12 protein-coding genes and 1 riboswitch are annotated in these 15,903 nt (G+C 36.6%); of the genes, 4 read left to right on the top strand and 8 right to left on the bottom strand.

The genetic code is table 11. The annotated features are described in order from the left end of the window. Positions 1 to 71: 71 nt before the first annotated feature. The 8 genes from ACKXGU_RS06210 to thrA form a co-directional block, all read right to left on the bottom strand. Positions 72 to 1,121 carry an NAD(P)/FAD-dependent oxidoreductase gene (locus tag ACKXGU_RS06210; protein WP_463467188.1) on the bottom strand — a complete coding sequence of 350 codons (1,050 nt, stop codon included), beginning with the start codon at positions 1,119 to 1,121 and terminating at the stop codon, positions 72 to 74. Further along, on the bottom strand, positions 1,114 to 1,668 hold the full coding sequence (locus ACKXGU_RS06215) for a precorrin-2 dehydrogenase/sirohydrochlorin ferrochelatase family protein (protein WP_463467189.1): 555 nt from the start codon (positions 1,666 to 1,668) through the stop codon (positions 1,114 to 1,116). The genes ACKXGU_RS06210 and ACKXGU_RS06215 overlap by 8 nt, the downstream gene beginning before the upstream one ends. 41 nt (positions 1,669 to 1,709) lie before the next feature. Then, the gene (gene cobA, locus ACKXGU_RS06220) at positions 1,710 to 2,480 is read right to left on the bottom strand and encodes a uroporphyrinogen-III C-methyltransferase (RefSeq protein WP_463467408.1); all 771 of its coding nucleotides are present in this window, start codon (positions 2,478 to 2,480) and stop codon (positions 1,710 to 1,712) included. A gap of 2 nt (positions 2,481 to 2,482) precedes the next feature. Beyond that, complete coding sequence (locus tag ACKXGU_RS06225; RefSeq protein ID WP_463467190.1) at positions 2,483 to 4,573, bottom strand: HEPN domain-containing protein; 2,091 nt, start codon at positions 4,571 to 4,573, stop codon at positions 2,483 to 2,485. Between the two features lie 15 nt (positions 4,574 to 4,588). Continuing rightward, a complete protein-coding gene (locus tag ACKXGU_RS06230; protein WP_463467191.1) occupies positions 4,589 to 5,215 on the bottom strand; it encodes a phosphoadenosine phosphosulfate reductase domain-containing protein in 627 nt (208 codons plus the stop codon). A gap of 151 nt (positions 5,216 to 5,366) precedes the next feature. Further along, on the bottom strand, positions 5,367 to 5,774 hold the full coding sequence (locus ACKXGU_RS06235) for an RrF2 family transcriptional regulator (RefSeq protein ID WP_463467192.1): 408 nt from the start codon (positions 5,772 to 5,774) through the stop codon (positions 5,367 to 5,369). 27 nt (positions 5,775 to 5,801) lie between these two features. Further along, positions 5,802 to 6,971: a trans-sulfuration enzyme family protein gene (locus ACKXGU_RS06240; RefSeq protein ID WP_463467193.1), complete on the bottom strand. Its 1,170-nt coding sequence runs from the start codon at positions 6,969 to 6,971 to the stop codon at positions 5,802 to 5,804. Between the two features lie 18 nt (positions 6,972 to 6,989). Further along, positions 6,990 to 10,385: a bifunctional aspartate kinase/homoserine dehydrogenase I gene (thrA, locus tag ACKXGU_RS06245; RefSeq protein WP_463467194.1), complete on the bottom strand. Its 3,396-nt coding sequence runs from the start codon at positions 10,383 to 10,385 to the stop codon at positions 6,990 to 6,992. A 111-nt stretch (positions 10,386 to 10,496) separates the two neighbouring features. Next, a riboswitch (SAM riboswitch) is annotated at positions 10,497 to 10,648 on the bottom strand. Positions 10,649 to 10,897: 249 nt separating this feature from the next. On the opposite strand from thrA, the gene ACKXGU_RS06250 reads away from it, so the two are divergent. The 4 genes from ACKXGU_RS06250 (at position 10,898) to ACKXGU_RS06265 (ending at position 15,900) form a co-directional block, all read left to right on the top strand. Further along, complete coding sequence (locus ACKXGU_RS06250) at positions 10,898 to 11,236, top strand: P-II family nitrogen regulator (RefSeq protein ID WP_463467195.1); 339 nt, start codon at positions 10,898 to 10,900, stop codon at positions 11,234 to 11,236. Between the two features lie 9 nt (positions 11,237 to 11,245). Next, entirely contained in the window at positions 11,246 to 12,484 is a 1,239-nt protein-coding gene (locus tag ACKXGU_RS06255; RefSeq protein WP_463467196.1) for an ammonium transporter, read from the top strand. Positions 12,485 to 12,735: 251 nt separating this feature from the next. Further along, a complete protein-coding gene (gene metK / locus ACKXGU_RS06260) occupies positions 12,736 to 13,989 on the top strand; it encodes a methionine adenosyltransferase (RefSeq protein WP_463467197.1) in 1,254 nt (417 codons plus the stop codon). Positions 13,990 to 14,118: 129 nt separating this feature from the next. After that, entirely contained in the window at positions 14,119 to 15,900 is a 1,782-nt protein-coding gene (locus tag ACKXGU_RS06265) for a carboxypeptidase-like regulatory domain-containing protein (protein ID WP_463467198.1), read from the top strand. Positions 15,901 to 15,903 lie beyond the last annotated feature (3 nt).

The following is a 15,903-nucleotide window of genomic DNA, read 5'->3' on the forward strand; positions in this document are numbered from 1 at the left end:
ACATCAAAAATAAACCCTCACAACAAAAACGCCGTGAGGATTCATCAATTAACTAAACTAACCATAGAACACTAATTTATGGCTTGTACCACGGCTTTTGGGGCTTCTTTTCTGGTGCCGTCAAAACCATCAACACCACTGACGGTTGTATATTTTAACACATATTTTTTTCCTGGATTGATAATTTTATAAGCCGATTGACACATTAAAGTTGCTTCGTGGAAACCACACAAAATGAGTTTTAATTTACCTTCGTAGGTATTAACATCGCCTATGGCAAAAATTCCCGAAATGTTGGTTTGATAATCCAAGGTATCCACCTTAATGGCATTTTTTTCGATTTCCAATCCCCAATTTGAAATAGGTCCAAGTTTTGGTGACAACCCAAAAAGTGGTATGAAATAATCGGTTTCCAAAAGGATTTTTTCGCGTTCTTTTTCGATAGTTACACCTTCAACTGTTTTATTACCATGAATGGCAGTAACTTCGGCAGGTGTTATCAAGTTTATCTTGCCTAATAATTTCAATTCCCTAACGCGTTCTACTGAATCCAAAGCACCTCTAAATTCATTCCTTCTATGTACCAATGTCACTTCCTCGGCAACATCTGCCAAAAAAATACTCCAATCCAATGCCGAATCGCCACCACCTGAAATAACCACTTTTTTGTTGCGATACACTTCTGGATCCTTTATAAAATAGTCTACACCTTTATCCTCATAATACTCTAAATTATCAATAACCGGTTTTCTGGGTTCAAAGGAGCCTAAACCACCTGCAATGGCAACTACTGGAGCGTTGTGCTTGGTGCCCTTGTTGGTAGTAACAACAAAGCTACCATCTTCCAGTTTCTCAATAGTATCGGCACGTTCTCCCAATGTAAATCCGGGTTCAAACTGCTTACCTTGATCCAATAGGTTCTTGGTCAAGTCGCCAGCTAAAATTTCTGGAAACCCTGGAATATCGTAAATTGGTTTTTTAGGGTATAATTCCGAGCATTGCCCCCCAGGTTGTGGCAATGCATCTATTAAGTGGCATTTCATTTTTAATAATCCTGCTTCAAAAACGGTAAACAATCCGGTTGGGCCTGCACCAATAATCAATAGGTCTGTTTTAATCATTGTATTTCTCATTTTGAATTAAAGTTTTGGTAACCGTGTTCAAGGTCTGTACTTTTTGTTGAAAGTCACCTCTTATGGTCTGTCTGTATCGGTTTAAATTTTGCACTAGATCGTTTATATTTTCGGGAATCACATCTTCATAAAACTGTCGTAACCGCTTGGCCGTAGTAGGCGATTTCCCATTGGTAGAAATAGCTACTTTAACATGACCCTTTGTAACAATTCCTCCTAAATAAAAATCACATAATTCTGGTGTATCTGCGACATTTACCAATATGTGATTTGCTTTGGCATCGTTGTAAATTTGCTTATTTACTTCTGGTTTGTCAGTCGCAGCAATAATTAAATCTTGATCCAATAAAAACGAATCGTGATAAGACATCTTAATTAACTTAACATCAAACTGCTTTGCTAACATTATAACATCTGGTCTAAAAAAGTTAGCAACCATAGTAACTTTAGCATTTGGACTAGATTTCAGTAAAAACGTCAACTTTTCTAAAGCCACATAACCACCACCAACAATTAGCGTGTTAATGCTATGCATTTTTATAAAAATTGGATATAAATTATTTCTTTCATTCATGGTTATGCTACTTTTAAAGTTTCTACTTGTTTAGCTATGGAATTAAGCACAACACGCTGTTTTACAACATCACCAACTACAATAATTGCAGGATTAGACAGTTGCTGCTTTTTTACAACATCGCAAATCGTATCTACGGTTCCAATGCCGAACTTTTCATCTTTTGTTGTTCCGTTTTGAATAATTCCAACGGCAGTTTTTGCTTTACCTTCAGATGAAAACACATCCATAATTTGTTGTAGTTTTCCCATTCCCATAAGGATAACAACTGTTGCTGTAGATTTTGCTGCAAGCACAATATCGTTCGACATATTGTGCGATTTGGTTGTACCAGTAATGACCCAAAAACTTTCTGAAGCGCCACGTTTTGTTAACGGAATTCCTTGAAATGCTGGCACTGCTAATGCTGAAGAAATACCAGGCACCACAAAAGTTTCTAAACCAAAAGGCTTCACATAATCAATCTCTTCAGCTCCACGACCAAACACAAAAGGATCGCCGCCTTTTAGTCTTACAACATGTCCTTTTGTTTTTGCTCGCTGAACGATTAACTCGTTAATTTGTTCTTGTAGATAAGCATAACAACCTTTGCGTTTACCAACAAAAATCAGTTCTGCCTTTTTTGACGCATAGGCAAGCAAATCTTTATTTATTAATGCATCGTAGAGAATTACATCTGCTGACTGAATGGCTTTAATAGCTTTAAGTGTTATTAATTCTGGATCGCCAGGTCCTGCACCAACAATGGTCAATTTTGGAATTATTGTCTTCATCATCATCCTACTTTTTGATCATTTTCACGATAGGCTTTTACTGTTTTTAAAAATGCTTCGGCACTTTTAAAATATTGTGCTGCAAATGCTTTATTTGGTGCATTTTCTTTAATTTGAAATACTAACTCTGAAAATGATACGTCAAGCGGAATACGTTTTGTTGCTACAAAATCTTCATCAAACTGCTTAATAATTCCTGCTTGAGAGTTAGTAGATTTATTTTCTGTTAGTAATATTGCTTTAGCTGAATTTATAAACGCATTATACGTGTGATAAATCGCATGAGAATACACCTTGTTCTCTAAAGCGTCTTTTGCTAGCTCTAATTTTTCTTCGCTTTCTAAAAATAAAGTTGAAATTAAATCGATAACTACACCTGCACATTCGCCAATACCAATTGCTTTTTCATAAACTTCGGTATTTCCCCAATCGATAAAATCGTTTTGAGTTAAATTACTTACATCTGATAAGTCTGTAAGCATATCATAAAAATACATTTGCCCTTTTTCTTGGTAGTAATCTTCAAACGACAGGTTTTTTGCATTAATTTGAAAATCGTCCAACAAACGACGTAACGCAATTGGTGCACGACGACTTGGTACTTTTACTACTTTGTCAGCAAAAACACCATGTCCGTTACCTTTATTTGCTCCACCTAAAAGCACTTGTAATGCTGGTGCAACTAATTTATCTGGCGTACGAATAGACATACCTTGAAACCCAATATTTGCCATATTGTGTTGACCGCAAGCATTCATACAACCGCTAATTTTAATTACAAGATCATTATTATTTAAGTATTGCGGATATTCGGTTTTAATCACACGTTCTAACTCTTCGGCAATTCCTGTACTGCTTGCTATTCCTAAATTACAAGTGTCTGTTCCTGGACAAGCTGTAATATCTACCGCTTTGTTATAACCTGCTTCTGCAAACCCTAATCTGGATAATTCTTGATAGAAATATGGTAATAAATCTTCCTTTACAAAAGGAATTAAAATGTTTTGTCTTAACGTCAAACGAATTTCTCCTGCTGCATAATTTTCAACTAAATTAGCTAACAACCTTGCTTTGTCTGTGTAAAAATCACCTAACAACACTTTTATTCCTATCGCTACATAACCGTCTTGTTTTTGCTGAATAACGTTGGTGTTTTTCCAAGTTTGAAATGCTCTTTCGTCTTTTATAACAACTTCTGGCGCTGTAACATTTACTGGTTTTGAAACCGGATAATGCTTTGCATCTATTGGAATAGAAGCAAATTCTATTGCTTTTTGCTCTTCTGCTACAAGTCGCTTAAATTCCTCTAAACCAATATCTTTTATTAAGAATTTCATACGTGCTTTTGCACGACTTTTACGTTCGCCATAACGATCGAAAATGCGCAAAATACCTTCCATTACAGGAATAATTTTTTCACTTGGTAAAAACTCATAAAACACATCGGCATGCCTTGGTTGCGAACCTAATCCGCCACCAAGCATAACTTTAAATCCACGTACATTGTTTTCAACTTTTGCGATAAAGCCTAAATCGTGCATGTAAGACAATCCTGTATCTTCATCTGAAGCCGAAAATGACACTTTAAACTTTCTTCCCATTTCTTGACAAATTGGGTTACGTAAAAAGAACTTAAACAAAGCATCTGCGTAAGGTGACACATCAAAAGGCTCGTTTATGTCAATTCCAGCTGTTTCACTGGCTGTTACATTTCTTACAGTATTACCACAAGCTTCACGAAGGGTTACATCGTCTCGTTCTAATTCTGCCCAAAGTTCTGGCGTTCTATCAAGATCTACGTAATGAATTTGTATATCTTGTCTAGTTGTAATATGTAATCTTCCGCGAGAATATTCGTCTGAAACATTTGCAATTCGGCGTAATTGCTTACTTAACACTTTTCCGTAAGGCAATTTAATTCGGATCATTTGTACACCGTGTTGTCGTTGTCCATAAACTCCGCGTGCCAAACGGAGACTTCGGAATTTTTCTTCATTAATTTTACCATTATGGAACAACTCAATTTTATTAGCTAATTCAATAATGTCTTGTTCCACAACGGGATTTTCTATTTCTGTTCTAAAACTCTGCATGGTGCGTCGCTTTTTTTATTGTAAATGAATGCCACATTCACGATTGTGAAGGGCTTTTACTGGATCGAAATAATCACTATTCTTGGTTAGCTTGTTTTTGGCAACATAAGCATCCAGGTCGGTATCAGTCCAGTAATAAAATGGACTGACCTTTAAAATACCATCTTTGCTAAAACTTAAAATGTCTTTCTTGCTCCTCAATTCGGTTTGTCGTACCCGAATGTTTGTAAACCACACTTCGGGTTGGTGTTCTTTTAAGGCCCTTCTGAAAGGCTCTAACTTTACAGTTTCAGAAAAAGCTTCAAAATTTTCGTCCTCAACACTAGGAAACCCTATAGTAGTCTCGACCTCTTCTTTGGTAATCAACGCCTTGTAGCGATGAATATTTAAACTGTATTTTTCAATGAGGTTAGAAGCGTGTTTATAAGTACTTGGCTGATTATATAATGTATCACACCAAATGGTTTTTATGTTTTTGTCGTGGTTGGTTATGGTACTCAACAAAACTTCAGAATACACCCCAAAACTTGTTGTCACAATACGGTTATCTGTTAATCGTAATGCCCAATCAATAATTTCATCAGGTAATTTGTCTCTCAACTTCTTGTTCCAAAAATCAATATCAATACGGTTGTTCATCATTGCATTAATTAATTTACTTTATTCCTATCGGATTAATAGGATTATGAAGCAAAACTAAATAAAAATATTTAACCGACAAGCATTTATGAAAAAAAAACAGAAGAAAACTCTTTTTAATATGAAGAATTTTTAAACAGAAACAACACCTAAGCTAAATTAAATCTGCCAAGGATCTGTTATTGAAAATATTAAGCGTACTATCCCTTACTTCGAGCATTAAATTATGGACGGTGCAGGCGGTTTCGTCTGGGCAATCATCACATCTTTCATAAAAATTCAAACTCACACAAGGCACCATTGCAATAGGCCCTTCCAGAATACGCATAACGGGTGCCATCTTAATATCTTTAGGATCTTTAAGCAAATAATATCCTCCATTTTTACCTTTTTTAGATCCTAAAAAACCATTCTTACGAAGCGTGAGCAATATACTCTCCAAAAACTTTCTAGAGATATTTTCACTTTGGGAAATGGCACTGATTTGAACTGGTTGGTTTCCTTCCTGTCGCGCTATATAAGTTAATGCCTTTAGGCCGTATTTTGTTTTCTTTGAAAGCATACTTCCAAAGATAACCAAATTCTTAAATCAACCTAAAGCTTGGTTTAAATCGGCTATAATATCATCGGGATGCTCCAACCCTACAGAAACACGCACCAGACCATCAGTAATTCCAACTTCCATTCTGTCGGCTTCGCTTAATTTACTATGTGTTGTTGATGCTGGATGGGTTGCAATACTTCGGGTATCTCCCAAATTTGCTGACAATGACAATAGTTGCAATTTGTTTAAAAACTGTCTACCGGCTTCAATGCCTCCTTTTATTTCAAAAGCCACAATATTACCCCCTTTTTTCATCTGCTTTTTGGCAATGTCATATTGCGGATGCGATTTTAAAAATGGATACTTTACCAATTGCACATTTTTATGCAACTCTAAAAACTCTGCTACTTTTAACGCATTTTCACAATGCCTATCAACACGAACAGAAAGTGTCTCCAAACTTTTTGATAATACCCACGCATTAAATGGCGATAATGCTGGACCTGTATTTCTTGAAAACAAATAAATTTCCCTAATCAAATCGGCTTTACCAACAGTAACACCACCTAAAACACGACCTTGACCATCAATTAATTTGGTGGCAGAATGGATGACCAAATCTGCACCGTATTTAATTGGGTTCTGTAAATAGGGCGTTGCAAAACAATTGTCAATCACCAATAACAAATTGTATTTTTTTGCTATGCTTCCTAGTAACTCCAAATCCAAAATATCAACTGCAGGATTAGTTGGCGTTTCGGCATACAGAATTTTGGTGTTTGGTTGAATAAAGCTTTCTATTTTATCAATTTCATTCACCTTAAAATAACTGGTTTCAATATTCCATTTTGGCAAAAAATTGGTAAACAAACTATGCGTTGATCCAAAAACGCTTCGGCAAGACACCACATGATCACCAGCATTTAACAAAGCTGCAAATGTTGAAAACACAGCCGACATTCCTGTTGCGTATGCATAACCTGCTTCAGCGCCTTCTAACTTGCAAATTTTATCTACAAATTCTGACGTGTTTGGGTTTGTAAATCGGCTGTAAATATTACGTTCTTTTTCCTCGGCAAATGAAGCTCGCATATCTTCGGCATCTTCAAACACAAAACTACTGGTTAAGTGCAATGGCGTTGAATGTTCTAAATATTGCGAACGCTCCATTTGTGTTCGTATCGCTTGGGTTTCAAAATGGTTTTCTTTGCTCATTATCTTTAGTTTTTTCTTTTAATTAATATGTTTTGAAAGGCGTAAAATATCTCCAAAAACACCTCTTGCTGTAACTTCAGCACCTGCTCCAGCTCCTTGAATTACAATGGGATGCTCGCCATACGATTCGGTGAAAATCTCAAAAATAGCATCGGCTCCTTTTACTTGACCTAAAGCACTTCCTTCAGGAATTGACACCAATTTCACCTCTAGATTCCCTTTATCTTGTTGTAAATCTCCAGATAAATCACCAACATATCGCAATACATGGTTTGGTTGTTGTGTATCTTTTATATTCTGAAATTCTGAATCAAGAACATCTAATTGCTGTAAAAATTCTTCAACCGAAATATCACGATATGCTTCAGGTATTAAATTTTGAACAGCAACATCATCAAACTCGTTTATTAAATCCAATTCGCGAGCTAGAATTAGTAGTTTCCTAGCCACATCATTTCCTGAAAAATCCTCTCGTGGGTCTGGTTCAGTAAACCCTTTGTCAATCGTTTCCTGAATTATGGCACTAAAGGGTTTATCCTGAACCGAAAAATTATTGAACAAGTAGCTTAACGTTCCTGAAAACACACCACGGATGCGTGTGATATTCTCACCCGATTCGTGCAACAGTTTTATGGTATCTATCAGTGGTAAACCCGCACCAACTGTAGTTTCATACAAGTATTGCTTGTTGTGTTCTTTTAAATGCTGACGTAAATCGGTATAGAAATCACAGGAAATGGTATTGGCAATTTTATTGGACGACACCAAGTCAAAACCAGCATCTACCAAGGGTTTATAATTACTGTGAAATGTTTTGCTTGCCGTATTATCAACTGCAATAAGGTTTTCAAAATGATGTGCTTTGGCAAATTCAATAACGTCTTGAATGCTATAATTTTCCTTAACTGAAGCAATCTCGGTTTTCCAGTTTTCCGAAACACAATGTTTTGCCAATAATAGTTTTTTGGAATTGGCAATAGCAAAAACATTTAAGTTAATGTCTTTGCGTTTTTCAATCTCTGCTTTTGATTTCAAAATCTGGTCAATCAACGTGCCACCAACCAATCCGTGACCAAAAATGGCGATGTTTATCTTTTTTGAAACGCCAAAAATTTCACCGTGAATCACGTTAACAGCCTTGTACAATTGTGCTTTTTTAACTACCAAACTCACATTCCGCCCTGTAACTGTATTGTTGAATAACAGTGGCGTGATTTGGTTTTTAATTAATGCGTTGAATGGTTTATGGAACGAGCTTAACTCGATACCAATAATGGAAAGGACTGCAACATCATCTACCACTTCAATTTTATTAACATCCTTTGTGTAGAAATCGGTTTCAAACTCACGTTCCAAAGCAATTACCGCTTGCGTGGCTTGCGCCGAATTGATGACCAGACCAATACCTCTTTCCGAAGAGCCCTGAGACACAATACTCACACTAATGCCCTGATTGCTCAAAGCCTTGAAAATCCTAGCATCAACACCTACTTTTCCCAATAAACCACGACCTTCTAAATTGACAAGCGCCACATCTTCCAAAACCGATAACGACGTCACCTCCTTGTTACTTGGCTTGGCAGTAATTAGTGTACCTTCGTCTTCGGGATTAAACGTATTTAAAATACGAAGGCTGATGTTTTTTTCAACCAACGGAATAATGGTTTTGGCATGTAGAACACTAGTACCAAAGTTTGCCAATTCATTGGCTTCGTTAAACGATAATTCCCTGATTTTTTGGGCATCTTCTACCAAATCTGGGTTTGCTGTATAAATACCATTTACATGCGTGTAGTTTTGCAATTCTTCGGCATCTAAATAGTTTGCCAATAAAGATGCCGAATAGTTACTGCCATTTCTACCCAACAATGTGGTTTCGCCATTCTGGTTTGATCCAATAAAACCTGTTACAACATTTACAGTTGTACCATTGTAGTTTTTAAAATGCGCCAAAACATTGTCTTTGGACAATTTATCTTGAGGTTGCGCGTTTATATAGTCTGCATCTGTTTTTATCAAGACTCTGGCATCGGTTGGGTTAGCGTTAATGCCTTTTGACTTTAATAATTCTGAAATCAATTTCACGGATAATAATTCGCCATACGACAATACTTGTGCCTTAATTTTATCACTGTAGTCACCTAGTAGCTTAACACCTTCAAAAATGTTGTTCAATTCTGAAAATTCTGTAGTAAAATCAATACTTGACAAAGGTTCTATTTGATAGTTTTTAAACGCTTCAAAACTTGATTGATACTCTTGTTTTTTGGTAGCCTTTTCTAAAATATTTTCTAATATGTCTGTAGCATTTCCTCTTGCCGATACTACCACTGTAATATGTTCGCCATCGTTGACTTTGTTTTCAATAATTGACAATACTCGGTTTAATCCGTCGCCATTGGCAAGCGATTTTCCTCCAAACTTTAATACTTTCATCCTTTTGTTTTTTGCTTCAGGTCTAAAAATGCCTGTTATTATGTTTTCCAATTGTTCAAACTCTATTAAAAATGCATCGTGACCGTGACTGGAATGGATTTCGCCATAGGTCACATTTGGATGCGTTACTGCCAATTGGCGTTGGGTTTCTCGGTTTTCTTCAGCGGTAAAAAACAAATCGGAATCCACACCAATAATGGCAATGTGGGACTTTATACTATCCAAAACATTCACATTGTCACCTCGACCTCGTGTGACGTCAATGGTTTTTAGTAATTGATTCATGAGTTTGTAAGCAGATAGTTGAAAACGCTCTTGCAATTTTTTTCCGTGATGCAACAACCAGCTTTCCACATTAAAGATTTCTAAATCATTATTTTTACTACGTTGAAAACGCTCTTTAAACGATTGTGGTGTTCGGTAACACAACATGGCGTGCATACGAGCATCATGAACCGGATTTTTAGAGTTTACCAAGAATTGTTCTTGGATTTGGCAGTTGGCAATCAACCAATCGGTAGATTTCCAATCAGTTGCCACAGGAATTAAATACTCGGCTAGGTTTGGTGACAAAAACGCCATTTCCCAAGCAATTCCGCCACCAAGCGAACCTCCTATTAGCGCAAAAAGTTTATCAATTTGTAGTGCTTTTAAACCTAAAAGAAAAATGTTTGCGATATCTCTCGCTACAAAATCTTTATAGTTCTCAACCACAAATCCATCGTAGCCATTTCCTGGAATATTGAATGACAAAACGGTAAGTTTTTGGGTATCTATAACTTTGTTATCGCCTATTAAGTCTTTCCACCAACCGCTTTCACCAGCAACATTGCTGTTTCCAGTAAGCGCATGGTTTACCAAAACAATTGGCGCACAACCCAAGGGTTTCCCAAAGATTTGATAGGACAATCTTATTGTAATGCTCACATTGCTTTCAAGTAAGACATCATCTAATAAAACATATTTAAGTTTGCTCATGTTTGATTTATAAATTTTAAAAAAACAAAAAGTCAAAACACCTCTTTTGTGAGGACTTAAATAGAATATGTTAAAAAGAAATTAGGTAATTACAGAACTGTAATTAGTTTTGTGTTATCTATCTAATTGGAATTTTCGATTGTACTCGAAATAACAAAAAGTAGAATTTAGCACCTTCTTAAATAAAGATTCCTATTTCCACAGGAATTTAAGGGTTGCCAAGGTTTCATAGGGTCTATTCCCTCCACCTTTCTTGATAACATTTCAATAAGTAATTTGAACTTTGTGAGCGCAAATATTGCAACACAAAATTTTAATATCCAAATTTTAAATAACTTTTTTGAAATTCATTCTGCTAATTAATAAATTCCCAAAATAAACTTTAAAAATAATAAACCCCACATTTATTAGGGTGTAATATTATTTATTTTATAAAATATGAGCATATACCCTTATTTTTTTAGGGTATATAGTTTTTTTAATTATTTTTAAACCGTTTTTAATTATTTTTTATGAAAAAAATTGAAGCTGTAATTAGAAAATCAAAATTTTCAGATGTTAAGAAAGCACTACATCAAGTCGGTGTTAATTTTTTCTCCTATTGGGATGTCACAGGTCTGGGCAATGAAAAAGAAGGCCACGTGTACCGAGGCGTAAGTTATAGCACTAGCGACATCCAAAGACGATACTTATCCATTGTTGTTAACGATGATTTCGAAACCGCAACCATAAATGCCATTTTAGAAGCTGGCTCTACAGGTGAAGTGGGTGATGGTAAAATATTTGTCTCCCATATTGAAGAAGTTTACAGAATACGAACCGGTGAGAAAGGCGGACAAACATTAAACTAATTAAAGACCATGGAAATGCTCACTATAAATAATGTCTGGATGATGATTTGCACGGCTTTGGTCTTTTTCATGCATTTAGGTTTTGCCTTTTTAGAGATTGGCTTAACGCGGCAAAAAAACACACTCAATATTCTTTTCAAAAACATCTTTATAATTACCATTGGACTACTCCTGTATTACATTATTGGGTTTAACCTGATGTATCCGGGTTTTGGTGATGATTCCTGGGGTCTATTTGGTTTTTCAGGATTTGGCTTGGAGGCTCCTTTAGCCTCTGGAAATTTAGACTTGACATACAATTCAGGATACACGTATTGGACGGACTTTTTATTCCAAGGTATGTTTGCTGCAACTGCCGCAACTATTGTATCTGGTGCTGTTGCCGAACGCATTAAAATTGGTCCGTTCATGATTTTTACATTAATCTATGTTGGAATTGTTTATCCCATTGCTGGTTCCTGGAAATGGGGAGGCGGCTTTTTACAAACATTAGAAACGCCATTTTATGATTTCGCAGGCTCCACATTAGTACATTCCGTTGGTGGCTGGGCAGCTCTGGTAGCTGTCTGTTTGTTGGGTGCCCGAATTGGAAAATTTAAGAACGGGCAAATTCAAGCCATTCCTGGTCACAATATTCCCTTGGCCACTGCAGGTGTGCTCATATTATGGCTCGGCTGGTTTGGTTTTAATGGTGGCTCCGTATTATCAGCTGATCCGTCTTTAACCTCCATTACTCTGGTAACCACGTGTTTGGCAGCTGCTGCTGGTGGAGCTACCTGCGCTATAGTTTCTTTTATCATTTACAAGAATTTAGATCTGACTATGTTTTTGAACGGTATATTGGGAGGTTTGGTCAGTATAACTGCTGGTGCCGATGTTATGAGTCCTGGTGATGCCATCTTTATTGGGGCTATCGGTGGTGCTATTATAGTATTTGCTGTTTCTTTAATTGACAGACTAAAGCTTGATGATCCCGTGGGCGCGATTGCCGTTCACTTAATTTGTGGTATTTGGGGCACATTGGCCGTCGGTATTTTTGGCAAGTTGGCTGGAACCGCCCAATTTGTCAGTCAACTTATAGGCATCGTATCCTATGCCATTATTTGTATATCATCGTCATTTGTAATTTTCTTCGTTATGAAAAAAACCATTGGCATTAGAGTGTCCGAACGAGAGGAAATTGAAGGATTGGACGCTCACGAACATGGTATGAATGCCTACCCCGATTTTAGATTGAATGAACATTAATTAAAATATTTGTTTTGTTAGTTTTAATACGAAAAGGCCTTTAGAATTTATTTTTAAAGGTCTTTTAACTTCAAAAGTCATTTTGTAATTATAATTTAAAGTGTACTTTTGCCAAACAAATAAAATAAGAGGAAAAATTTGTCTGATTGCAACCTCATAAAAAAATGCTAAAGCAGTTCCTATTTCACTTCTTTAGCCTTAGCGTAATCTCACTTTTTTTCCGTATTTTCAACAACAAAAAATTAGGATTTATGCCATATTTATTTACTTCAGAAAGTGTATCTGAAGGTCATCCAGATAAAGTAGCCGATCAGATTAGTGATGCTTTAATCGATCATTTTTTAGCATTTGACAAAAACGCAAAAGTAGCCTGTGAAACATTGGTTACTACTGGGCAAGTAGTTTTAGCCGGTGAAGTCAAGTCCGAAACGTATTTGGACGTTCAAAAAATTGCCAGAGATACTATCAATAAAATAGGATACACCAAAGGTGCTTATATGTTTGACGGAAATTCCTGCGGTGTGTTTTCTGCTATTCACGAACAATCTGAAGATATCAATCGTGGTGTTGATAGAGCCAGTAAGGAAGAACAAGGAGCTGGTGATCAAGGTATGATGTTTGGCTATGCTACTCGCGAAACCGAAAACTACATGCCTTTGGCATTGGACCTGGCACATCGTATATTAATTGAATTGGCTGCCTTACGCCGTGAAAATAAAGAGATTACTTATCTACGTCCCGATTCAAAAAGTCAGGTAACTATTGAATACAGTGACGATAATATCCCCCAACGCATTGATGCCATAGTCGTTTCTACACAACATGATGATTTTGGTTCCGACGACGACATGTTGGCAAAAATTCGTAAAGATATTGTAGAGATATTAATACCACGTGTGGTTGCCAAATTACCAGAGCATTTACAGGCATTATTTAATGACAATATCAAATATCATATCAATCCAACTGGCAAGTTTGTTATTGGTGGACCACATGGTGATACCGGACTAACGGGTCGTAAAATTATTGTGGACACGTATGGTGGAAAAGGCGCTCATGGTGGTGGTGCCTTTTCAGGAAAAGACCCCAGTAAGGTTGACCGCAGTGCCGCCTATGCTACCAGACACATTGCTAAAAACCTCGTAGCTGCTGGTGTTTGTGACGAGGTATTAGTACAAGTTAGTTATGCTATTGGTGTTGTAGAGCCTATGGGTATTTTTATCGATACCTATGGAACCTGTCCTTTTAATATGACTGATGGTGAAATTGCTCAAAAAGTTTCCGAAACTTTTGACATGCGACCATCGGCTATCGAAGAGCGCTTAAAATTACGCCAACCTATGTATAGTGAAACAGCGGCTTATGGCCATATGGGACGCAAACCCGAAACCATCTCAAAAACATTTTCACAACCTAATGGAGAGGATGTCACTTTAGATGTGGAACTGTTCACTTGGGAAAAATTAGATTATGTCGACAAGGTCAAAAAAGCCTTTGATTTATAAGTGTTTACAAACATAAAAAAAGCCTCGTAAAAATATTACGAGGCTTTTTTTTGAAATTAATGTCAGAATTCACGCAACCTTTTTGAAGTTTCTGCATCTATAAAAAAAACGCTATAACTAATCAATCTCATGAAACTTCTTAAAATTTTATCTCTTTGCCTATTTTTTATTGTTGTCTATTCCTGCAAAAATGATGATGACAATAGTTTGTCTGACACCAATCCCAATACAAATCCCGAAGTTTTTACCGAGAATTTTGGTAATGATATTAACAGGGACTTTTTGGGTGAGGTGGTAGACAAAAACAACAATCCTATTCAAAATGCCACCATTACCATTGGTGACCAAACCACCTTTACAGACCTCAATGGAGTGTTTATTATTAGAAATGCCAATATTTATGAACGCTTTGGCTATGTAAAAGTTGAAAAAGCGGGTTACATTCATGGTTCGCGTTCAGTAGTACCAACTTCGGGAACCAATAAAGTCAAAATTATGTTGCTGGAAGAAACCCATGTAGGAACCACCTCCAGCGGCACCTCGGAAACCATTGCTTTACCCAATGGGGCTTCTGTGTCTTTGGAAGGAGAATACATCAAAGAAGATGGTTCGGCTTATTCAGGCAATGTGAATGTCATTATGCACCATTTAGACCCTACCGATGAAAACATGAGCGACCAAATGCCAGGCATGCTCTATGCGGCCAATACCCAAAATGAAGAGCGTATGCTACAAACCTTTGGCATGCTAGCTGTGGAATTGCGTGGTAGTAATGGTGAAGACTTAAATTTAGCCACAGGTAGCACTGCTGAAATTATCGTACCTCTTGATGCCAGTTTATTAGCTACAGCACCAGCAACCATACCGTTGTGGTATTTTGATGAAGCAGCTGGTTATTGGAAAGAAGAAGGTCAAGCCACTTTAATTGGTAATGCCTATGTGGGAGCGGTTTCACATTTCTCGTTTTGGAATTGTGATATCCCAGCAAAGGCTGTAAATCTCTGCATTATTGTTACCGATGAGGATGGTAATCCAGTTTCAAATTCCGCTGTTTTGCTTTCTAGTGTAAATTATGGTAACACTGTTGGTTACACTAATGACGATGGAGAAGTTTGTGGACTTATACCAGAGGATGAGAATCTAACAGTTGAAATTCTTCCTTGGTACCTTGAAGAAACCTGTGATGCTGGCAGTGTTTTTTCTTCTTCAATAGGACCCTTTTTAGAAGATAGCACATACGATTTACAGATTTCAATTAATAATTCCTATGTTTTTGAAACTGTTTTTGGGGAATTTATGACTTGCGATGGGGAACCTGTTTCATCTGGCTATGTTTCATTAAACTACATTGGTGTTGAATTTATTGATTTTGTTGATAATGGTACTTTCAGCTTCAACTTTTTAAATTGCGATGATACAAACACATTTACTATTCATGGTTATGATTTTGATAATATTCAGCAAACGAATTCCTCTACACATACATTCACTACACCAAATACCGATGTAGGTACATTAGCAGCATGTAACAACGTTGAAGAGTTTGTAACATATCAAATTGATAATGGAGAAGCTGTAACTTATTTTCAAGACATACAAGTAAGCTTAAACAATCCCAACATTTTAAGGATTAATTATTCTCAAGATCAATTTGAGACTTTCACACTAGGCATTTCGGATCAAGCGAATCCGATAGGAGTCGGTAGCTACCCACCTGCGAATACCTACATTATTATACTGAGTGATAGTTATACAACCCATGTTTCTGGAACCAGCAGTATTAATGCTAATATTACCAACTTCGGGAACATTGATGAATATATTGATCTCAATTTTTCCGGGACTTTTTTAGATGACACCGGTATAACACGTGATATTAACGGTACTATTCATGCTATAAGGGACAATTAGCAT

Source organism: Hanstruepera sp. CR43, from assembly GCF_055227665.1.

Excerpts from the sequence above, each read along its gene's own strand:
- ACKXGU_RS06265 (WP_463467198.1), top strand. The coding sequence starts at position 14,119 with ATGAAACTTCTTAAAATTTTATCTCTTTGCCTATTTTTTATTGTTGTC.
- ACKXGU_RS06240 (WP_463467193.1), bottom strand. The coding sequence starts at position 6,971 with ATGAGCAAAGAAAACCATTTTGAAACCCAAGCGATACGAACACAAATG.
- metK (WP_463467197.1), top strand. The coding sequence starts at position 12,736 with ATGCCATATTTATTTACTTCAGAAAGTGTATCTGAAGGTCATCCAGAT.
- ACKXGU_RS06230 (WP_463467191.1), bottom strand. The coding sequence starts at position 5,215 with ATGATGAACAACCGTATTGATATTGATTTTTGGAACAAGAAGTTGAGA.
- ACKXGU_RS06250 (WP_463467195.1), top strand. The coding sequence starts at position 10,898 with ATGAAAAAAATTGAAGCTGTAATTAGAAAATCAAAATTTTCAGATGTT.
- thrA (WP_463467194.1), bottom strand. The coding sequence starts at position 10,385 with ATGAGCAAACTTAAATATGTTTTATTAGATGATGTCTTACTTGAAAGC.
- ACKXGU_RS06210 (WP_463467188.1), bottom strand. The coding sequence starts at position 1,121 with ATGATTAAAACAGACCTATTGATTATTGGTGCAGGCCCAACCGGATTG.
- ACKXGU_RS06225 (WP_463467190.1), bottom strand. The coding sequence starts at position 4,573 with ATGCAGAGTTTTAGAACAGAAATAGAAAATCCCGTTGTGGAACAAGAC.
- ACKXGU_RS06235 (WP_463467192.1), bottom strand. The coding sequence starts at position 5,774 with ATGCTTTCAAAGAAAACAAAATACGGCCTAAAGGCATTAACTTATATA.
- cobA (WP_463467408.1), bottom strand. The coding sequence starts at position 2,480 with ATGAAGACAATAATTCCAAAATTGACCATTGTTGGTGCAGGACCTGGC.
- ACKXGU_RS06255 (WP_463467196.1), top strand. The coding sequence starts at position 11,246 with ATGGAAATGCTCACTATAAATAATGTCTGGATGATGATTTGCACGGCT.
- ACKXGU_RS06215 (WP_463467189.1), bottom strand. The coding sequence starts at position 1,668 with ATGCATAGCATTAACACGCTAATTGTTGGTGGTGGTTATGTGGCTTTA.